Origin of the sequence: Burkholderia sp. LMU1-1-1.1 (genome assembly GCF_040675865.1) — a bacterium.
Taxonomy (GTDB): Bacteria; Pseudomonadota; Gammaproteobacteria; order Burkholderiales; family Burkholderiaceae_D; genus Rugamonas.
In genome coordinates, this window is sequence record NZ_JBEGHG010000023.1 from 317,639 (window position 1) to 337,015 (window position 19,377).

General features: G+C 63.9%; 15 protein-coding genes. 3 read left to right on the forward strand and 12 right to left on the reverse strand.

The window, feature by feature from the left end; translation table 11 throughout:
• Window positions 1–5 precede the first annotated feature (5 nt).
• The 8 genes from MRBLMU1_RS19805 to MRBLMU1_RS19840 all read right to left on the reverse strand — a co-directional run bounded on the left by MRBLMU1_RS19805 (window position 6) and on the right by MRBLMU1_RS19840 (window position 12,656).
• Window positions 6–3,179 carry a discoidin domain-containing protein gene (locus MRBLMU1_RS19805; RefSeq protein WP_363504562.1) on the reverse strand — a complete coding sequence of 1,058 codons (3,174 nt, stop codon included), beginning with the start codon at window positions 3,177–3,179 and terminating at the stop codon, window positions 6–8.
• Window positions 3,176–4,006: a carbohydrate ABC transporter permease gene (locus MRBLMU1_RS19810; RefSeq protein WP_363504565.1), complete on the reverse strand. Its 831-nt coding sequence runs from the start codon at window positions 4,004–4,006 to the stop codon at window positions 3,176–3,178. Before MRBLMU1_RS19810 ends, MRBLMU1_RS19805 begins: the two co-directional genes overlap by 4 nt.
• The gene (locus MRBLMU1_RS19815) at window positions 4,003–4,878 is read right to left on the reverse strand and encodes a carbohydrate ABC transporter permease (RefSeq protein ID WP_363504568.1); all 876 of its coding nucleotides are present in this window, start codon (window positions 4,876–4,878) and stop codon (window positions 4,003–4,005) included. The genes MRBLMU1_RS19810 and MRBLMU1_RS19815 overlap by 4 nt, the downstream gene beginning before the upstream one ends.
• Entirely contained in the window at window positions 4,875–6,170 is a 1,296-nt protein-coding gene (locus MRBLMU1_RS19820; protein ID WP_363504571.1) for a sugar ABC transporter substrate-binding protein, read from the reverse strand. The genes MRBLMU1_RS19815 and MRBLMU1_RS19820 overlap by 4 nt, the downstream gene beginning before the upstream one ends.
• Window positions 6,167–7,639: a glucoamylase family protein gene (locus tag MRBLMU1_RS19825; protein WP_363504574.1), complete on the reverse strand. Its 1,473-nt coding sequence runs from the start codon at window positions 7,637–7,639 to the stop codon at window positions 6,167–6,169. Before MRBLMU1_RS19825 ends, MRBLMU1_RS19820 begins: the two co-directional genes overlap by 4 nt.
• A 14-nt stretch (window positions 7,640–7,653) precedes the next feature.
• A complete protein-coding gene (locus MRBLMU1_RS19830; protein ID WP_363504577.1) occupies window positions 7,654–10,506 on the reverse strand; it encodes a TonB-dependent receptor in 2,853 nt (950 codons plus the stop codon).
• Between the two features lie 127 nt (window positions 10,507–10,633).
• The gene (locus MRBLMU1_RS19835) at window positions 10,634–11,632 is read right to left on the reverse strand and encodes a LacI family DNA-binding transcriptional regulator (protein WP_363504580.1); all 999 of its coding nucleotides are present in this window, start codon (window positions 11,630–11,632) and stop codon (window positions 10,634–10,636) included.
• A 184-nt stretch (window positions 11,633–11,816) separates the two neighbouring features.
• Window positions 11,817–12,656 (reverse strand): DUF2306 domain-containing protein, encoded by an 840-nt coding sequence (locus MRBLMU1_RS19840; RefSeq protein ID WP_363504582.1) that lies wholly within the window; start codon window positions 12,654–12,656, stop codon window positions 11,817–11,819.
• A gap of 370 nt (window positions 12,657–13,026) precedes the next feature.
• Here MRBLMU1_RS19840 and MRBLMU1_RS19845 point away from each other — a divergent pair, with 370 nt between their 5' ends.
• Both MRBLMU1_RS19845 and MRBLMU1_RS19850 read left to right on the forward strand, forming a co-directional pair.
• Window positions 13,027–13,887 carry a sensor histidine kinase gene (locus MRBLMU1_RS19845; protein WP_363504585.1) on the forward strand — a complete coding sequence of 287 codons (861 nt, stop codon included), beginning with the start codon at window positions 13,027–13,029 and terminating at the stop codon, window positions 13,885–13,887.
• On the forward strand, window positions 13,856–14,626 hold the full coding sequence (locus MRBLMU1_RS19850) for a LytR/AlgR family response regulator transcription factor (protein WP_363504588.1): 771 nt from the start codon (window positions 13,856–13,858) through the stop codon (window positions 14,624–14,626). Before MRBLMU1_RS19845 ends, MRBLMU1_RS19850 begins: the two co-directional genes overlap by 32 nt.
• Window positions 14,627–14,629: 3 nt before the next feature.
• On the opposite strand, the gene MRBLMU1_RS19855 is transcribed toward MRBLMU1_RS19850, so the two are convergent.
• Genes MRBLMU1_RS19855 through MRBLMU1_RS19870 form a run of 4 tightly spaced genes read right to left on the reverse strand, consistent with a single transcriptional unit; the run spans window position 14,630 to window position 18,314 of the window.
• Window positions 14,630–15,226: a MarC family protein gene (locus MRBLMU1_RS19855; RefSeq protein WP_090314578.1), complete on the reverse strand. Its 597-nt coding sequence runs from the start codon at window positions 15,224–15,226 to the stop codon at window positions 14,630–14,632.
• Between the two features lie 53 nt (window positions 15,227–15,279).
• The gene (locus MRBLMU1_RS19860) at window positions 15,280–15,825 is read right to left on the reverse strand and encodes a phosphoribosyltransferase (RefSeq protein ID WP_315222111.1); all 546 of its coding nucleotides are present in this window, start codon (window positions 15,823–15,825) and stop codon (window positions 15,280–15,282) included.
• Window positions 15,826–15,838: 13 nt separating this feature from the next.
• Window positions 15,839–17,149 carry an adenylosuccinate synthase gene (locus tag MRBLMU1_RS19865; protein WP_363504593.1) on the reverse strand — a complete coding sequence of 437 codons (1,311 nt, stop codon included), beginning with the start codon at window positions 17,147–17,149 and terminating at the stop codon, window positions 15,839–15,841.
• Window positions 17,150–17,153: 4 nt separating this feature from the next.
• Window positions 17,154–18,314, reverse strand: coding sequence for an ATP phosphoribosyltransferase regulatory subunit (locus MRBLMU1_RS19870; protein ID WP_363504596.1), 1,161 nt, complete (start codon window positions 18,312–18,314; stop codon window positions 17,154–17,156).
• 285 nt (window positions 18,315–18,599) lie between these two features.
• On the opposite strand from MRBLMU1_RS19870, the gene MRBLMU1_RS19875 reads away from it, so the two are divergent.
• Complete coding sequence (locus tag MRBLMU1_RS19875) at window positions 18,600–19,346, forward strand: siderophore-interacting protein (protein WP_363504598.1); 747 nt, start codon at window positions 18,600–18,602, stop codon at window positions 19,344–19,346.
• Window positions 19,347–19,377 lie beyond the last annotated feature (31 nt).

Here is a 19,377-nt window from a genome sequence, read left to right on the forward strand (position 1 = left end):
CGAAGTTATAACGGTGCGCCATTAATTTTCAGTACCGCCGGCAGGCTATCGATCCTGATCTGCCGGTTTTGCCATGCCACCTGTTTGCCATTTAGCGTGGCCGCGCCGGGCGCCGTGTGCCACGGCCAGGTAAAGACCACCCCTCCGGGAGGCGTACGTTGCATGGTCTCGACATTCAAGGAGAGCGTGCCATTGGCAGCGGCCAGCTTGTAGCTGATCGGACCATACGGCGTGCGCAGTCCGTGAAGGCCGATTCCCTCTCCGCGCAGCCAATCCACCGGCACGCCTTCTGCCAGCAACAACGCTTGATCCGACTCGCGCTCGTAGGCGAACGAGTCGAGCGCCGCGCGGATGTAGTCGGACGATATCCAGCCGTGCGGCATGTCGCCGACAAAGCGCGGCTGGCGCATGTCGCGGCCGACGACTTCGGCCCACTGGTTCCATTTGGCCGGACGCTGGTCGGTGTAGAAGTAATCCAGCAGCTTGGCCGCCCGTTCGCGCCAACCCAGGCGCACGAAGGCGCTGACATTGCGTAGTTCATAGGGCGTGTAGTCCTCCCAAGCCTTGCGGCCGTCGCGGCGAGCCAGGAAGAAGTCCCAGTATTTATCGTAGGTGGCCTTCAGCATCGCCGGCGGCAGGAACTGCTGCTCGCCGCCGGGCGTGAGCGCAATGGTCGACGACGTGGGATCGAAGTCGCCCAGTTCCGCCGCGCCGGGAAGGTAGTCGATGCCGTGGACGGCGGTGGCGGCGTCCAGTGATGCATAGAGGTCGCGCCGGAACTCGTCGCGCGCCACCGCCAGGCGCCGTTCGTCATCGGTTTTGCCCAGCGCCGCGGCGATATGGACCGCGTCCTTGTAGCCCCGCATGGCCCAAAAATCATCCCAGTACGAATGCATCGGCTTTTCCGAATATCCCTCGTGGCTGATCGAGGCCGGCATCAGACCATAAAACGCACGGCGCTCCGGCGTTCGGTTTGCCTCGACACGCTCGGATTGACGCAAGGTTTCCATGTAGCGCACGGCGGCGTCGATACGCGGCCAGGCTTCGGCAAGCGCGGTCTTGTCCTGCGTGTAGCGGTGCAGTTCCGCCGCGAGGAAGATCAACTGGCCATGGCTATCGTTTTCCGGCACCGGATCGGCGCCACGGCGGTCGACGCAGCATGGTACTTTTCCGTTATCGAACTGGTACGGCGCATACCAGCGCAGGTACTCGGCCGCGATGTCGGCCTGTCCGAGTCGCAGTAGCGCCTCCGACATCATCGCGCCATCGCGTATCCAGGAGCGTCGGTAGGAGCGAGTGCCAGGTTGCAGCGACGCGCCTTCGCGCGTCATCAGCATGTGCGCCAGCGACGAGCGCAGCGTGTCGGCCATGTGCCGGCCCGCTTCCGGCACCTTGAGCGTGACCCGATTCAGTTTGCCGCGCCACTCGGCCGATACCGCATCCTGTCGGCCGGACAGCCATGCGGCGGCGTTGCGGTCGGACGGAGGAATGGCGAACCCCGCCGAGCCGCCTGCCATCGGCAGCACGGTACCGATCACAGCGCTGCCATACGGCGGCAGCGTGACGTCATAAGTCAGCGCCGCCGAGGCCATGCCTGTTGCGTCATGCAGGCTCCGCGCCGCAAACGCGCCGGATGCGCCGCGATGGGCGATGGGCAGCAGGCCGCCGTCGACCGATGACAAGGCCACGCCGTCTGGCACTTGCAAAGGATAGATCTTGCTATCGCCGTTTACGGTGATCGCGTTGCCATCCCAGCGCAGATCGTTAATGGCACTGAAGCCGCCAGGTGTATTGAGGAACTGGCGCGGGGCGTTGACCTGGAACGGGCGCACCGCCAGAACCAATTGCATGCGCCGCGCGGTCGCGCCGAGGTTTTTCAACTCGTACTTCGCCAGCAGTCGCGATGAAGCGGGGGTGCCATCGGCGGCGGCGGTAACGGACATCGTCCAATCCGGATGCCGCCATAGTACCGACGGTACGGGCAGATAACCGTCCCTCAAACTCTGGCTCACCTTCACATCGGCCCACGTGACTAACCGCTCTCCGTCACGCACAAATGGTTCGATGGAAAAACCTCCCTGCTTCGCCTCCAGTGCGCCATCCTCGGAAATAAGCGCGCTGTGGTCGCCGCCGCCATCGACGCCCACCAGCGTCCAGTAAGACTGCTGGCCGGAGAAGCCCCGTGGATACAGCCCCCGCTGAGCGGTCCGTGCAACGCCTTCGATAAACTGGTTCGGTGTCGCTCCCCAGGCCAGATCCTTCAGATCGACTTGCGCCAGCGCGTAAGCCGCGGACGGGCCATCGCGCAGCACCAGCCGGATATAGCGCGCTTCGGACTCCGCCAATCGCAACGGATCGTCACCGCCGTTGCCTGCGACGACACGGCGCACCAACCGCCACCGGCTGCCATCGGACGAGAGTTCGATATCGTAGCTGCTCGCGTAGCGGCGGCCTTGCCAGTGCAGCACAAGGCCGCCGAACTCGCGCTCCACGCCAAGATCGATCGTCAGCCGCTGCGGCGCACTTTTAATCTTCTTTCCGATCCACGCCGTACCGGCATCGCCATCGACCGCCAGCGCGGCTGCTCCGCCAGGCATTCGTGACGACGCCTGCGCGACCGGCTTCGGCCAGGTATCCGGGACCGGCGGCAGCGCGCGTATTGTCAGCTGCTTAAGATAGATCGAACCTTTGCCACCGCCGCTGCCGGCGCTGACGACAAACTCGATGCGGTCCGCATGTTTGAGCACGCGATCCTTCGTCGGTCCCCATGCGAACAATACCTGACGCTTCTTGATGCGCACCAGTTGCCACTCTTTGGGGAAGATGTAATTCTGCTGTGGGAACCACCAGACATTATCGCCACTGGCGTCGGTCATCTTGAACTCGAAATGATTAACAGGCGCGTCGGCGCGCACGTAAAACGAGATCTCGTAATTTTCCGGCAGGTCCAGCGGCAGCGCCCGGCGCACGAAGGCGTAACCACCTTTGCCGGCGAAATCGAAATCCAGCCGCAGGCCGCCATCGGTGCCGCTGGCGGCGGCACGCACGCCATCGGAGGCCTGCGCCTGCCACGCGTCGACAGACGAAAAGTCATCCAGCACCCGCGGCGGCTCCGCCGCGATAGCCGTCGACATCAACGCGGCGACCAGGCCCGCAGCCAGCATATGTATGAGCTTCATCCTTTTACGCTCCCCACCAGCAGGCCCTGGATATAGTACCGCTGCAAACCGAGGAACAACAGCAGCACCGGCAGAATGGTCAGCACCGAGCCGGCCATCATCAACTCGTTATCCTGGACGTGTTCGCGCGACAGCGATGCCAACGCCACCGGCAAGGTATAAAGGTCTTTATCGGTCAGCACGATCAACGGCCACATGAAGTCGTTCCACGTGCCGAGGAAGGTGAAGATTCCAAGCGTGACCAGGATCGGCGTAAGCAGCGGCAGCACGATCACGCGGAAGATACGGAATTCGCTGGCGCCGTCCATGCGCGCCGCCTCCAGCAGCGCATCCGGTATCGTCAGCGCGTACTGCCGCACCAGGAAGATGCCGAAGATGCCAGCCATCGCCGGGACCAGCACCGCGCCGTAGGTGTTGACCAGACCCAGATACTTCAGCAACAGGAACAGCGGCAGCATCGCCACCTGGCTGGGGATCACCAGCGCGCCGAGCATGACCTTGAAAATCCGGTCGCGTCCCCGGAACCGGAGCTTGGCGAAGGCGTATCCCGCGCTGACGTTGAACAGCAGCGACAACACCGTCGCGGCGCACGACAGCAGCAAACTATTGAGCAGATACTGGCCGATGCCGGCATGGCTGAACAATTCGCGGTAGTTGTGCAGGGTCGCGGCGCGCGGCACCAGCGGCAGAGGGAACGCGCTTGATTCGCCAGGTTCCATCAACGACACCGACAGCATCCATAGCAGCGGGAACAAGGTCAGCGCGCCGGCCACGAGCATCAAGCCATTGAGCGCCAACGCGCGCGGTTTCCAGGAGAAGGCGATCATGCGTCCGCTCCTTTGGCAAAGCGCAGTTGCAGCAGCGTGACGCCAAACATGATCGCGAACAGCACGAAGGCCACCGCCGACGCCGCACCCAGGTTCCACCACTTGAACCCCTGCTCGTACATGAAATACAGCACGCTGACGGTGCTCTGCACCGGCCCGCCCTGCGTCATCACATACGGTTCGGCGAACAGCTGGAAGTAGCCCGACATGCTCAGGATACTCACCATCAGCATCGTCGGTCCGAGCATCGGCCAGGTGATGAAGCGGAACTGGCCCCATACACCGGCGCCGTCCAGCCCCGCCGCTTCGTACAGATCGTCCGGAATGCTTTGCAGGCCGGCGAGGAAGATGATCATGTTGTAGCCGAAGTTTTTCCAGACCGCGAACAGGATAATCGCCGGCATCGCCCAATCGGGATCGTTCAGCCAATCCACCGGCGATATGCCCAATTGATCGAGGCCGTGATTGATCATGCCGTAGCGCGTGTGCAGCAGGTAGCGCCAGATCACCGCCACCGCCACCAGCGACGTCACCACCGGTGCAAAGAAGGCGGTGCGGAACAGGCCCTTGAACCAGGTGAGACGGGAATTGAGCAGCAAGGCCGCGCCGAGCGATGCGGCGATCGACAGTGGCACGCCAACCACGACGAAATACAGCGTATTGCCCAGCGCCTGCCAGAACAGCGGCGTTTGCAGCAGCTCGGCGTAGTTGCGCAGTCCGACGAAGCGCAGATTGTCCAGATTCGCCAGCCCGTAGATATCGAAGTCGGTAAGGCTCATCACCAGCGCGGCCAGCACCGGCAGGAAGAAGAACACGCCGATCACCAGCAGCGCGGGACCGGCGAAGCACCAGGCGGCGCGGCGCGAGTTCATCGCCCCTCCTTCCGCGCCAGCATCCAGCGGCGCTTTTCCAGGATATGGTCCGCCTTCGCGTCCAGCGCCACCACCGCCTCATCGACCGTCAGCTCGCCGTGCGTAACGCGCTCGGCCACCAGCCGCATTTCGGTGGCGATGCGTTCCCACTCGGGCACCTTGGGGGCCGGCTTCACGCGTTCGAACTGCTGCCGGAACGCCTGGGCATAGACATCGTTGGCAAGACGGGGCGCGTTCCAGTTGCTGCGGCGCGGCGGCAGATCGCCCGTCAACTCGTGGAAGCGCGCCGCCGTATCGGTGCGGGACAGGTATTCGATCAGTTGCCAGGCTTCGCGCGGGTGTTTGGACGACGCCGACAGCGCCAGACTGGAACCGCCGGCGATCGAAGCCGCGGGACCGGAAGGCCCGGGCAAGATCGCCGTCATCCAGTTCTCCTGCTGGTCGGCCGGTAGACGGCGTTTGAACTCGCCCATATTCCAGGGCCCGGAAATGTAGAAGGACACGTAGCCCATGCCGAATTCGTGATAGACGTTGGTGATGCGGTTCATCGGGGCCAGCTTCTGCGCGTACATGTCGGCGTACAGTTGCAGGCTGCGGCGGAAACCGGCGCTGCGGAAATTGCCATACCGGCCGCCGTCACGCAGCAACGGCTCGTCGTTCTGCAGGGCCAGCGCTAGCAGCGGCTCGAATTCTTCGCTCGGCAGCAGGATCGCGTAGTTGTCCGGCCCGACACGGCGCTTGATGGCGCTCATCGCCTTCATCCATTCGGCCCAGGTCTGCGGCGGCTTGGCGTAACCGGCTTGCGCCAGCATGTCGCGCCGGTAGAACAACACGCGGGTGTCGATATACCACGGCGCCCCCCACAGCTTGCCGTCGACGATGTTGGTATCCCATATGCCGGGGAAGTAGTCGGCTGGTGTCACCAGCTTCGAGGCGGCGACTTGCGCGTCGAGCGGCAGCAGCGCGCCCAACACCGCGAACTCCGGCACCCACGTATTCCCAAGCTGGAAAATGTCGGGCATGACGTCGCCGGCGAATGCTGTCAGCAGCTTTTCGTGCGCGGCGGTCCACGGCAGTTGCTGGACTTCGACCCGTACGCCCGGGTGGGTGCGTTCGAACTCCGGCATCAACGCGGTGACCACCTCGCCCTCTCGCCCCATGGCCCAGAACTTGAGCACCACGCCCTGCTCCTTGCGGGGCGCGCACGATGCCAGCAGGCCGCAGGCCAGCAATAACAACAGCGTCGGCATCGCGCGCGAAAAGTGCCGGCGCGGTGACAAGTCTCGCATCATTGGGCGGGCGCCATCTCTGCCGCCGGCTTGGCCTTCTCCGGCTGCCGCAACCAACCACCTGTGAAGCCCGCACGTTCCAGTCCGCGCCGGATCACAGGGTGGTTCCGCATCACGCGCCACACGAAATCGCTGCGATAGTTTTCCGTCATGGCGATGATCGGACCCTGGTCGATGCCGAGATAGTCATTGTCGACCCAGCCCTTGCCTTTGATCGTACGTCCTTGCGAGACGGGGATGTCATAGTCGAAGCTTGGATTGAAGGCATCCAGGAAGCCGTAGCGGCCATAGATCCAGTCGCCGTAGCGCTTCTTCATCTCCAGCACCGCCGGCACCACGATCTCCGGCGCGAACGGCAGCGACGACGCGGCCGCCGTCGGCGCCAGCGTGCAATCGTCGTAGTGTTTCAGGCCGCCGATGCCGCGCGCCGTGTAGGTTCGGAATGGCAGCTTGATGCCGCCATAATCGAGCGTCTTGTCCACCGGGCCGTCACTGGCGGTGATGCCCCAGACATTGGCGCCGTAACCCTTGCAACGCAGCGGATTGGCGATCGCGTAAGCCTGCTGCGCATAGGTGGCGCGGCGGCTGTTCTCGAAATAGTCGTACCCGCGTTTGCCCATGTACTCGTCGCGGATGCCCCGGAAGTCGATCCACACATGACTGTACTGGTGGATGAACAGCGACGGATAGCCGAGATACTCCTTGTCTCCCTTGCCTTCCAGGCTGTTCCCGTAGGTGCTGGTCCAGGCCTTCCAGGCATCGGGCTGCACCGGATGCGTCGGCGATCCCAGCGCCAGCACGTAGACCAGCATCGCCTCGTTGTAGCCTTTCCAATCGTAGGGTATGAAGCCGGATTCGGGATGCCAGCCCAGCGCGATCGAAGGTTTGCGCGCCTGCGCCCAGGTCCAGTCGACGCGCTCGTAGATCTCGGCCGCCAGCTTGCGGATCTCCTTCTCGGCCGGATCGTCGCCGTCGAAATAAGATTGGCAGAACAGCGCGCCGGCCAGGAACAGTGCCGTGTCGACGGTCGACAGCTCGACCTTATCGTGCCGCAGGCCGGTCTTCATATCGAGGAAATGATAGAAGAAACCCTTGTAGCCGCTGGTGGACGTGCCTTTGGCGTCGCCCTGGGGCGCGTTGCGGAAGAAGCGCAAGGTAGCCAGCACGCGGTCGCGCGCCTGCTGGCGCGTGACGTAGCCGCGCTCGACGCCAATTGGATACGCGGTCAGGCCGAAACCGACCGCCGCCACGCTGGAGAACGACGGCGTCGGATAGCGGTCCGGCACCAGGCCATTGGCCGGGTTGGCTGTTTCCCAGAAAAAGTCGAAGGTACGGCGCTGCAGATCGTCGAACATCGGCGGGAGCGCGGCATCGCGCGCCTGCGCGACGCCTGCGCCGGCGAACAAGGCGGAAACGGCGATCGCCAGGCTGGCGGCGGCGTGCAGGGCGCGAGGCTTGGAAAATACGGTCATGAACACGGGCCTCCTTAGAACGCGTAGCGCGCGCTGAACTTCAGTGTGCGCATCTGGCCGCCCATCGAATTCGGCTTGCCGAGGTTACTGTTGTCGCCACCGAGACGATTCTGCGGATTGCCCGGACCACCGACCCAGCCATCGTAGCCGCCGTAATTAATGCTGTTGAACAGATTGAGCACGTCAGCGCGCAGAGACACGCGGCCGAAGCGGAACCCGACCTCCTTCGACAGTCCCACATCCACCTGGTGGAAGGCGTCGCCATCGCCTTTAGCGGACACGCATTGCGTGAAGCCGGTCGAGCAATTGGTCATACGGTAGGGCAGGCCCGAACCGACGGTCACCTTCCCGGACAACATCAGCCCCCACGGCAACCAGCCATCGGATACGCCCGCCACGACCAGGCGGTGACGTTCAACGTCGGTCGACGGATTCCATGCGGAGGCGTAGCGGCCATGGGTCCAGTTGAAGATGTCGTTCGTCCACTCCTTGTTGGTGGTCTCGCCGCGGCTGTAGGTGTAGGTCGCGCCCAAGCTCCAAGTCGAAGACTTGCTATACGGCTTATCCATCTTCAGATACGCCGACTCGGTCTTGGCCTGCGAGACGAAGTCTCCCAATACCAGCGTACCGTAGCCGGACACAGATCCCCAGTACGGATCGATCGGGCTGGCGTCGCCCCAGCCCCCTTGCGGATCGCGATTGCCGCCGAACCAGTTGAATTGGTTACGGCTGCGCGAATTGGTATAGCCCGCCTCGCCGTTCCAGATACCCAGCGCCTGGCGCAGCCCAAAGCTCCATTGGTCGGTATAAGCCATCTTGTGATCGTTCTTGATCATCCAGATTTCACCCCTGGCCTGCGCATTTTTCTGCGCTTCATCCAACGCATGGTTGGCGATGGTGCGGTCGTATGCCCTGCCCCAGCCGGCGAACAGTACCGAGGCGCGGTCTCCATTGATGTCGTATGAAAGTCCAAGGCGTGGCGCAAAGGCCTTCTTGAACGGCTTGCGGCTATTGCCGGTGCTGATGTAGTCGGCGATATTGATACCGCCCTTGGCCAGGGACTGTGCGTAGGTCTGTCCGGCGGGAGCGCCGGCCCTCGGGTCCTGCTGGCCGAACAGCGCCACGCGGTCGGCGGGCGTCGCATAGCTGTCGTTCAGCATATTGTCCTCGTAGTCATAGCGCATGCCGAGATTGAGCAACAACTTCTCGCTGGCCTGCCAGTCGTCCTGGAAGTAGATGCCGTACTGGTTGTTGGAGAACTCCACGCCACTGGGAGGTATCGCCGTTTCGACGCGGATTAAACTCGGCAGGCCTGTAACGGTGTCAATCCGCTCGATACGCTTATCGACGGCGAGAGCAGTGCCCGACAAGTCGTAGGTGATGTGCTTGACTTTGAAGCCGGCCTTCATCGTGTGTCCGCTCTTGCCAGTGTAGGTCAGGTCGTCCTGGAACAGCAACCCGCTTTGTTCGCGGAACTGGTTGTTCGGCGATCCGCCGACGATGATCACGTCGACGACGTTGTTGTCCGTATTGCTGGGCGAGACCTGGTATTTAATGTAGGGCGTGTTTGCGTTCGAATGCGGGTTCCAGCTGTACTTCTCGTAGCCGATGCGGGCCTCGTTGAGGAAGTTATCATTGCTCCACTCATGCTTGAAGTCCAGCCGGTCCTCGTCGTTGCTGCGATTGACCGAGTTCTCCGGCACGCTCAGTTTTAAATCCTCCGGGATCATGTCGGTCTCGCGCCGGATGCGCGCGGTCGCTTCCACACGCTGGTTCTTCGCGATCTGTGCATCCACCTTCAACAGGAACAGGTCTTCCTTGAACTTCGATACGGCCGAACCCTGCTGCGACAACAGCGACGGAACGATGCCGGCGTTGGGCAGCAGATCGGTGCGTTGGGCGATCACCTGGCGCGGGCTGTCGATCTTCTTGCCCTCGTACGCCAGGAAGAAGTGCGCGACGTCCTGCTTGATCGGACCGCCCAAGGTCATGCCATATTGGTCCTGCGACGATTTCGGACGACCGACACCCCGTTCTTCCGACTCCTTCTGGAACGGATCCTTGGCCGTGAGATTGGTGCCTGTGTGATCCCAGAACGCGTCGCCATGCAGCTCGTTGCCGCCGGATTTGGTGATCGCGGTGATCGCGGCGCTCGACACCTGGTCGAATTCGGCCTTGTAGTTCTGCGCGATCACCTTGTACTCGGCGATCGCGGACTGCGGGAACGGATTGCCACGGCTTGTATCCAGGCCGGATACGCCGCCGCGCAGGATGTTGTTCTTCTGGCTGACGCCGTCGATGAAGACATTGACGTTGTCCTGGTTCTGCGACCCGGACTGCAGCTTGACGTTGCCGCTGTTGTCGACGCTGAAGCGCACGCCCGGCGCCAGATCGGCGAAGGACAGAAAGTTGCGGGTGACCTGCGGCAGCTTCTCGATCTGTTCACGCGAGACGGAGGTGCCGACCTCCGAGCCGGCGACATCGCGACGCGACGCGGAACCGGTGATCACCACCTGCTGCACGCCGCCTTGCAACGCCAGGTTGACCTGGCTGGTCTGGCCGACGCTGACCGTCACCAGTTCGGACTTCTGTTCACCGACCTTGATCTGGTAGGTGCCGGGGGCGACGCCGGTCAGCACGTAACTGCCGTCGGCGCGCGTGACGGTGTTGTAGACATAGCCGTTCAACTGGTTGGTGGCGGTGACGGCGCTGCCGGCCGACGGTGCGGTGCCGCTGGTGACCTGGCCCTGGATGGTGGCGCTGCTCAGTTGCGCGTGCGCCGGGATGGCTGTCAGCAGTGCTGCGGCGAATGCTGCGGCCATTGCGGACAGGCGTAGGGACGGCGTGTGCCGTTGGGTGTTGTTCATGGTTGTCTCCTGTTTTTTTGTGTACTTTTTTGTTGTACTACTAAGGCATGAAACGGGTGCTGCTGGTGCCGCTGGTGTTTGGCCGATTACGCTTCGCTAATCCGCCCTACGTGGTTCAGTGGATGATTCAGATGCCTCCGGTCGATGCGCGTATCACCAATTCGGCGGCCAGTGTCTGCGCGGTGGCCGGCATGCTCCCGGGTTGGCCGATTTGCGCATGCAGGCGCTCCAACGCCTGCACACCCAGATCGACGATCGGGACTCGAACGGTCGTCAGTGCCGGACTGACGTACCGCGCAATACGAATATCATCGAAGCCGGCCAGCGCGATATCGCGCGGCAGCTCCAGGCCTTGCTGGCGCAGCTCCAGCAGCGCGCCTATGGCCATCATGTCGTTGGCCGCGAACAGCGCGTCCGGGCGGTCGGCCGCAAGCGCCAGCGCCTTGCCGACGCGCTGCCCCGACTCTTCGGAGAAGTCGCCTTCAAACACTTGCGCCACCGCCTGCGGCGCCAGCGCGGCCAACGCCGCGTGGTAGCCGCGCAGCCGCTCCTGCGCCTCGAAGTTGCCGGCCGGGCCGGCGAGGAAGGCGATGCGCCCATAGCCCTGCCCCACCAGGTGCGCCACCATCGCGTAGGCGCCGCTGTAGTTATCGAACGAGATGGAGGCGTACTGCGTGCCGCCGGCGGCGGTGCTCATCAAAACGATCGGCAGGTCTTCGGGCAGGTTATCGGACAGCAGCGCCGCGTCCACGTGCGGCGACATCACCAGCAGGCCGTCGACGCGGCCGCGCATGGCGCGGATCGACAACGCCACTTCATCGGCGTCGCCGTGCAAGCTCGATACCATCAGGTGCAGGCCACGGGCGCGCGCGGCGACGTCGATGCCGCGAATGATCTCGGAGAAGAACTCGCCGTACAGGTCCGGCAGCAGCACGCCGATGGTGTTGGTGAAGCTGGTGGTCAGGCTGCGGGCGCCGACGTGCGGCATGTAGCGCATCCGCTTGACCACCGCCAGAATGTGTTTGCGGGTGTCGTCGGTGATGCTGGCGTGGCCGTTGAGCGCGCGCGACACCGACGCCACCGACACGCCAGCCTCTTGCGCCACGTCCTTGATCGTTATCGCCATTCTTGCTGCCTTCAGGAAAATGTAACCGGTTACATTTGCGTTAAAAAATATAACCGATTACTTTGATGCGAATGTAACCGGTTACATTGGTGTTTTGAAAAGTCTACTCGCGTTCGCTGCGCACTGTAAAGACTTTTCCACAACTTTTCTGTTCACGCGCCCGAAGGACGAGGTGAACGCCCCGTCACATCCTCGGCAACCACATACCCATGGTTGCCACCGAGATGCCGACCGTCATCGCCAGCGTCAGCGCCACCAACAGCAACGCGGTGCCGCCGCGCGCAACCGCCCCGCCGCCGGCACCACAGCGCAGATACAGTTCAAGCATCGCAAGCGGCAGCAGATACTGGGCGAACGACAGGAAGCTCAGAAACGGCCCGGTGAAGGTGTTGATATCGAAGCCCGCCGGACCACCGTTCACGGCGAGCCAGAACATCAAGCCCACGCGGAAGAACCACACGCCGCTCACGCACAGGAACAGCCGCAGCGCCCAACGCCGGTGCGCGGCGAAGTCGCGCGATAGCGCGCGCCGCAACGTCATGCCGGCGCACGCGACGACCAGCACCGAGTTGAGACTGGTGCCGAGGTGCTGCACCATGTCGCCGACGGCACCCCGGAACCACATCATATACAAGCCGCTCAACGCCGCCACGACGGCGCCGGCGAGGTAGAGCCGCCCGTTCCAGCGATGGAAGGACGGCGCGCGCGCACGTAGTTGAGGTATCAGCTGCAGCGTTCCGCCGCCCATGATCACCGCCGCCAGCAGCAGGTGGACGGCGGTGACGATATTTCCCGCCAGGTCGGCGCGCACGAAGCCGTGCGTCATGACCTTGTTCCAGCCATTCAAATTGCCGTCGACGGCGGCGCCGCCGTAAAGCGACACGATGTACGCGGCGAACACCAGCTGCCCCGCGACTGTGGCGACGAACCAGAATCGCGCGGCGGCGGTCAGCGCGAGCGCCGCCCAGGCGTCGGCCGTGCGCCTGCGCGGCGGCGTGGAATCGATGGAAAGTGCGGACGTCATGGTTTGCTCCCCGGCTGTTATGTAGCCATCAAGATAGCCAGCCTTCAACCGCCCACCAACGCGCCGGCGCGATCGATGCGACCAACGGCGGTTTTTAGGGCTTGAACGACGACCTGCGAGCGGTTATCGTTAGGCGATGACGCCGAACGCTCCCCTTCCCCGCCCAGCCAGGTTCTTGCCGACCGCGCGGCAGGCGCTCGTGGTCGCCGTGTTCACGTTGTTGCTGTCGTGGCTTTTGCACAAAATGAGCCGCACGCCGTATCCCACCGTGTTCGGACATATCGGATTTATCGGCGCTGTGCTTTTGTTCGCGTATTCGTCGGCGGACCGGCTGCGGCCACGGTGGTTATCGACCGGCAAAGCGCGGCTAATGGCGGTGGTCCTGGCCGCGCCGTTGGCGGCGTTGCTGACCGCGATAGGCACCCAAGGCCGCCACTTCGTCACCTATCTGAGCGATATTAAAACACTGTCCGGCTACGTCATGATGGTGGTATTGGGCGTGATCTTCGGGGTGACCTTCTCGCTGGTGGCCATGCGCGCCGAACGCAGGGAGCGCGAGCGGGCCGACCGGCTGCAGGTCGAACTCGAAAAGAACACGCTCGAGCGCGAACTGGTCGACGCCCGCCTGCGGCTGCTGCAGGCGCAGATCGAACCGCACTTCCTGTTCAACACCCTGGCCAATGTCGAAGCGCTGGTGGCCGCCGGTTCGCCGAACGCCGGGCCGGTGCTGCGCCACCTGATCGCCTACCTGCGCGCGGCCATGCCGCGCCTGGGCGACGCCGACGCCACCCTCGGCACCGAACTGCAACTGGTGCGCGCCTATCTGGAGCTGATGCACATGCGCATGCCGGACCGGCTGCGATTTTCCGTCGCCAGCTTGCCGGCGCTGGAGTCGATGCGGTTTCCCGCCATGGCGTTATTGACCTTGGTCGAAAACGCGGTCCGCCACGGCATCGATCCGTCCCCTTCCGGAGGACATATCGACGTCGGCGGACGTTACGACACCGCCGACGGCAAGGTGGTGCTGTGGGTCGCCGACAGCGGCGTCGGCATGTCGGAGACGGCGCAGCCGGGCACCGGCCTGTCCAACCTGCGCAGCCGCCTGCATGGCTTTTACGGCGCCGATGCGCGCCTTGATCTGCATGAGGAAACGCCGCATGGCATGCGGATCGAACTGCATTTTCAGCCTGGAGAAAAACGTGAAGCAGCCAACAGCCCTGATCGCCGATGACGAGCCGCTGCTGCGCGAACGCCTGCGCAGCCACCTTGCCACGCTGTGGCCGGAGCTGCGCGTGCTGGACGACGCCCGCAACGGCAGCGAGGCGCTTGAACTGTTCGAGCTACACCAGCCGCAGGTGGTGTTTTTGGACATCCACATGCCGGGCATGAGCGGCATCGAGGCGGCACGCGCGCTGGGCCGGCGCGCGCATCTTGTGTTTGTCACCGCGTATGAGCAGTACGCGTTGCAGGCCTTCGAGCACGGCGCGGTCGACTATCTGGTCAAGCCAATCGATCCGGCGCGCCTGGCGGACACCGTGCAGCGCCTGCGCCGGCAGTTGGATGGGCCTTTGCCGGGGGGCGCCGCGCTCGATGCGATGCTGGACCAGTTGGCCGGGCGGCTGGGGCAGCGCGTCGAAGCGCGGCGCTGGCTGCAGTGGATCAAGGCGTCGGTGGGGACGAGCGTGAGGCTGATTCCGGTCGAGCAGGTGTGCTATCTGAAGGCCGAGGAGAAATACACGCTGGTGGTGTGGGAGGAAGGCGAGGCGCTGATACGCAAGAGTATCCGGGAGCTGGCGGAGCAGCTCGACCCGGAGCGCTTCGTGCAGACGCACCGCTCGGTGATCGTCAACCTCGCGCATGTCGCGGAAGTGGTCCGGGGTGTCAATGAGACGGCGGACCTGAAGCTGCGCGGACGTGGCGAGGTGCTGCCGGTCAGTCGCAGCTACCTGCACCACTTCCGGCAGATGTAGGATTTACAGGGTCTTGACGAATTCCCGAATACCGCTCAACAGCATCTCGACCGACATCGCCGTCAGGATCAGGCCCATCAGGCGCTCGAACGCCGTCATCACCTGCGGACCGAGCACCTTCTGCAAGCGCTCGGCGCTGAGGAACACCAGCAGCCACACCACCGCCACCGCCGCCAGCGCCGCCACGTGCACCATCACCTCGCCGGTGCTCTCGCTGGAAAACAGCAGCACCGTGGCCAGGGCCGACGGCCCGGCCAATGCAGGAATCGCCAGCGGCACGATGAACGGCTCTCCGCCATCGGTGCGACCCAACACGCCGTCCGGATGCGGGAAGATCATGCGAATAGAAATCAGCAGCAGGATCACGGCGCCGCCGATGCGCAGCGCCACTTCCGACAAATGCAGCGCCGCCAGGAAGTGCCGCCCGAAGAACATGAAAATCAACAGCAGCACGAACGCGATCGCGCATTCGCGAATCACGATGCGCGAACGGCGCGCCGGCGGCACCGGATTGAGCACGCTGGCGAACAGCGGCACGTTGCCGAAAGGGTCGGTCACGAGAACCAGCAAAATGAAGGTCTGGAAGAAGTCTTGAGTCATGTGTTTTTTTTATTGAATAAAAAAGGGAGCCGAAGCTCCCTTGGTCGAACAGCTTATTGAGCCGCTTCGCCTTTTTTGATCCATGCCGCCAGTTGATGCGGACGCAGACCGTCGTAGTCCTCGAACGGCTGGTGGATCCACGGATTGTGCGGCAGTTCCTCCATCTGGTAGTCCGGCTTGAAGGCCGAGCTGCCCTTGGTCCAGATCACGGCCGATTTCACATCGGTGACGCCTTCGAAGTTGTCCTTCAAATGCTTCATCACCTTGATCAGGGTGACGCCGGAATCGGCCAGGTCGTCCACCAGCAGGATCTTGCCGCTCAACGGGCCCTTGGTCATCGTCATGTACTTGGCGATGTCCAGGTCACCGCGCACGGTGCCCGCTTCTTCACGATAGCTGCTGGTCGAGAGGATCGCCAGCGGCACGTCGAAGATTCGCGAGAAGACGTCGCCCGGACGCACGCCGCCGCGCGCCAGGCACAGGACCATGTCGAACTTCCAGCCCGATTCATGGACCTTCAGCGCGAGGCGCTCGATCAGGCGGTGGTATTCGTCCCAGGATACCCACAGGTGTTTTTCGTTCGATTGCGGTTCGCTCATGATGATTCCTTGATTACTCGAACGGATGACGCAGAACGATCGTTTCTTCACGATCCGGACCGGTCGATACCATGTCGACCGGCACGCCGACCAACTCTTCGATACGTTTGATGTAAGCGCGCGCGGTGGCCGGCAGCGCGGCCAGCGATTTCGCGCCGACGGTGCTTTCGGTCCAACCCGGCATCTCTTCGTAGACCGGCACGCAGCGCGCGGCTTCCTCGGCGCCCGACGGGAAGATGTCGACGGCCACGCCGTCGATGGTGTAGCCGGTGCACAGCTTGAGCGATTCCAGGCCGTCCAATACATCCAGCTTGGTCAGGCACATGCCGGTGACGCCGTTGATCTGGACCGAGCGGCGCAGCAGCGCGGCGTCGAACCAGCCGCAGCGGCGCGCGCGGCCCGTGACGGTGCCGAACTCGTGGCCCACTTGCGCCAAGTGGTGGCCGACGCCTGCATCGGTCGGCAGCTCCGAAGGGAACGGGCCGGAACCGACGCGGGTGGTGTAGGCCTTGGTGATGCCCATGATGTAGTGCAGCATGTTCGGACCGACGCCGGAGCCGGCGGCGGCGTTGCCGGCCACGCAGTTCGACGAGGTGACGAACGGATAGGTGCCGTGGTCGACGTCCAGCAGCGAGCCTTGCGCGCCTTCGAACAGCAGGTTGGCGCCGGCCTTGTGCGCGGCGTACAGCGCGCTCGAAACGTCGGTCACCATCGGGCGCAGGCGCGGCACGTAGGCCAGCGCGTCGTCCAGGGTCTTCTGGTATTCGATGCGCGGGGCCTTGAGGTAGTGCTCCAGCACGAAGTTGTGGTAGTCGAGGTTCTCGGCCAGCTTTTCGGCGAAGCGCTTTTCGTTCAGCAGGTCGGCGACGCGGATGGCGCGGCGCGCCACCTTGTCTTCGTAGGCCGGGCCGATGCCCTTGCCGGTGGTGCCGATTTTGGCTTCGCCACGGGCGGCTTCACGGGCCAGGTCCAGCGCGGCGTGGTACGGCAGGATCACGGGAGCGGCGTCCGACACCTTCAGGCGCGACGCGACTTCGACCCCGACTTTTTCCAGCTTGTCGATTTCGCGCAGCACGTCCGGCACCGACACCACCACACCGTTACCGATGTAGCAGGCCACGCCCGGACGCATGATGCCCGACGGGATCAGCTGCAGCGCGGTCTTGACGCCGCCGATGACCAGCGTATGGCCGGCGTTGTGGCCGCCCTGGAAGCGGACCACACCTTGTGCATGATCGGTCAACCAGTCGACGATCTTGCCCTTGCCCTCATCGCCCCACTGGGTACCGATGACGACGACGTTCTTTGCGTTTTTCTTTGACATCACACTAACCTAAGTTTTTAAGAATCCAGTTGCTACCACTATCGTCGAGTACCAGAGCGCGGTCGCACTCGAACTCGTCCAGCTCGTTGCTGTGACCCGGCATACTTTGGATCACGACTTCGCCGGACTTGCGCAGCTCGGCGATTTTTTCCTTCAATTCCGGCGCGTTGCCCCATGGAGCGCGGATCGACTGCTTGCGCTCCGCGGTCGGCAACAGGCGCGCCAGCTCGCGCAGGTCGAGCGAGAAGCCGGTGGCGGGACGCGCCCGGCCGAAGGCTTCGCCTACGTGATCGTAACGGCCGCCGCGCGCCACCGCGTTCGGCAAGCCTGGCACATACAGCGCGAACATCGCGCCGCTTTCGTACTGGTAGCCGCGCAGGTCGGCCAGGTCGATCGCCACTTCGGCGCGGCCCAGCGCGGACGCGGCCAGCGCGGCCAGTTCGGCCAGCGCCTTGGCCATGCCCGGCAAGTCGGGCAGCGTCTCGCGCGCCTTCTTCAATACTTCGACGTCGCCGTACAGGTTCGGCAGCGCCAGCAAGGCCTCGCGCACCTGCGGCGCGTAGTTGGCGGTGATCGCCTGCAGGCCCGGCACGTCCTTGGAGCGCAGCAGCGCGTACAGGGCCGCCTCGTCCCTGGCCGCGTTGGCGTCGCCGTCGAGGATCACGCGCAGCACGCCGGCGTGGGCCAGGTCCAGCCGCACCTCGTTGAAACCGGCCAGCGCCAGGGAGGCCAGCGACAGCTCGAGGATCTCGGCGTCGGCTTCCAGGCCGGCGTGGCCGTAAATCTCGGCGCCGATCTGCAGCGGCTCGCGGGTGGTGTGCAGGCCCGAAGGACGGGTGTGCAGCACGCTGCCGACGTAGCACAGGCGCGTGACCGAGTCGCGGTTCAACAGATGGGCGTCGATACGCGCCACCTGCGTCGTCATGTCGGCGCGGATGCCCAGCATGCGGCCGGAAATCTGGTCGACCAGCTTGAAGGTGCGCAGATCGGTGTCCTTGCCGGCGCCGGCCAGCAGCGATTCGACGTACTCGAGCAGCGGCGGCATGACCAGTTCATAACCGTACAGACGGAAATTATCCAGCATCAGACGACGCAACTCTTCGATCTTGCGGGCTTCCGACGGCAAAACGTCGGCGATGTTCTCGGGCAAAAGCCAATTCGGCATGGGAAACTGATACGGAAAAATTAAAAAACGAATAATGCGGCGAACGTGGCGCTGCCATAAAAGCGGCGGGCCGAACCTGATATTTTACGCGAAATGACCGATGGGCGGGAAAAAATCGCCGCCCGCCGGAGGGCCGGGAGCTCCCGCGGCGGGCGACCGGCATGGCCGCGGCGCGCGCCCATAATAAATCCGGCCGCTGATACGTCTACATCGGTATCGATACGATATTCGCGCCGCGCGCGCCCCTTCCCCGATCCACCTCGACAACCACACGGAGCACTTGCAATGAACGACCCCGCCATCCCTCCCCTGAAAAACCGCGCCGGCCTGCTGGAATCGGCGCTATTAAAGCTGTTCACGCGCAGCGCGCGGGTGCTGGAGATCGAGGATGTCGGCGACGCCTTCCGCATCGTCACGCTGGGCGGCGAGACGTTGCGCGATGCCGCCTGGACGCCCGGGGACAAGATCCAGATCCAGCTGGGCGGCTGGACCCAGCGCACTTACACGCCGATGGGCTGGGACGCCGACGGCGGACGCACCCGCATCCTGGCCTACCTGCATGCCGCAGGCGGCCCTGGCGCCCAATGGGCGCGCGCGCTGCGCAAGGGCGAAGACTGCGTCGTCTTCGGCCCGCGCAAGTCGGTGCGCCTGGCGCGGCCGCAATCGACCGTCATCGTGTTCGGCGACGAGACCTCACTGGGCCTGGCGGCGGCGCTGGCCGACCAGGCGGCCGCGCCAGCCGTGCTGGGACTGTTCGAAGTCTCGCGGCCCGGCGACACCGCGCCCGTGATGGAACGGCTGGACATGCAAGGGGCCGCGCTCTGTGCCCGCCTTGAGAACGACGGCCATTTCACCGAACTGGAAGCGCGCATGACGGCGCTGTTGCGGGCGCACCCGGAGGCGGACGTCGTCCTGACCGGCCGCGCGGGCGCCATCCAGCACATGGGCAAAGTGCTGAAGCGCGAAAACCTGGCCGCCGGCCGGCGCCAGAGCAAAGCGTATTGGGCGCCCGGCAAAACCGGGCTCGATTAAACGCTTAACCGCTTTAAAACGGACCGCGAAT

Bases quoted from the DNA above. Each gene is read 5' to 3' on its own strand.
- MRBLMU1_RS19805 (WP_363504562.1), bottom strand. From the start codon at position 3,179: ATGAAGCTCATACATATGCTGGCTGCGGGCCTGGTCGCCGCGTTGATG.
- MRBLMU1_RS19810 (WP_363504565.1), bottom strand. From the start codon at position 4,006: ATGATCGCCTTCTCCTGGAAACCGCGCGCGTTGGCGCTCAATGGCTTG.
- MRBLMU1_RS19815 (WP_363504568.1), bottom strand. From the start codon at position 4,878: ATGAACTCGCGCCGCGCCGCCTGGTGCTTCGCCGGTCCCGCGCTGCTG.
- MRBLMU1_RS19820 (WP_363504571.1), bottom strand. From the start codon at position 6,170: ATGATGCGAGACTTGTCACCGCGCCGGCACTTTTCGCGCGCGATGCCG.
- MRBLMU1_RS19825 (WP_363504574.1), bottom strand. From the start codon at position 7,639: ATGACCGTATTTTCCAAGCCTCGCGCCCTGCACGCCGCCGCCAGCCTG.
- MRBLMU1_RS19830 (WP_363504577.1), bottom strand. From the start codon at position 10,506: ATGAACAACACCCAACGGCACACGCCGTCCCTACGCCTGTCCGCAATG.
- MRBLMU1_RS19835 (WP_363504580.1), bottom strand. From the start codon at position 11,632: ATGGCGATAACGATCAAGGACGTGGCGCAAGAGGCTGGCGTGTCGGTG.
- MRBLMU1_RS19840 (WP_363504582.1), bottom strand. From the start codon at position 12,656: ATGACGTCCGCACTTTCCATCGATTCCACGCCGCCGCGCAGGCGCACG.
- MRBLMU1_RS19845 (WP_363504585.1), top strand. From the start codon at position 13,027: ATGGCGGTGGTCCTGGCCGCGCCGTTGGCGGCGTTGCTGACCGCGATA.
- MRBLMU1_RS19855 (WP_090314578.1), bottom strand. From the start codon at position 15,226: ATGACTCAAGACTTCTTCCAGACCTTCATTTTGCTGGTTCTCGTGACC.
- MRBLMU1_RS19860 (WP_315222111.1), bottom strand. From the start codon at position 15,825: ATGAGCGAACCGCAATCGAACGAAAAACACCTGTGGGTATCCTGGGAC.
- MRBLMU1_RS19865 (WP_363504593.1), bottom strand. From the start codon at position 17,149: ATGTCAAAGAAAAACGCAAAGAACGTCGTCGTCATCGGTACCCAGTGG.
- MRBLMU1_RS19870 (WP_363504596.1), bottom strand. From the start codon at position 18,314: ATGCCGAATTGGCTTTTGCCCGAGAACATCGCCGACGTTTTGCCGTCG.
- MRBLMU1_RS19875 (WP_363504598.1), top strand. From the start codon at position 18,600: ATGAACGACCCCGCCATCCCTCCCCTGAAAAACCGCGCCGGCCTGCTG.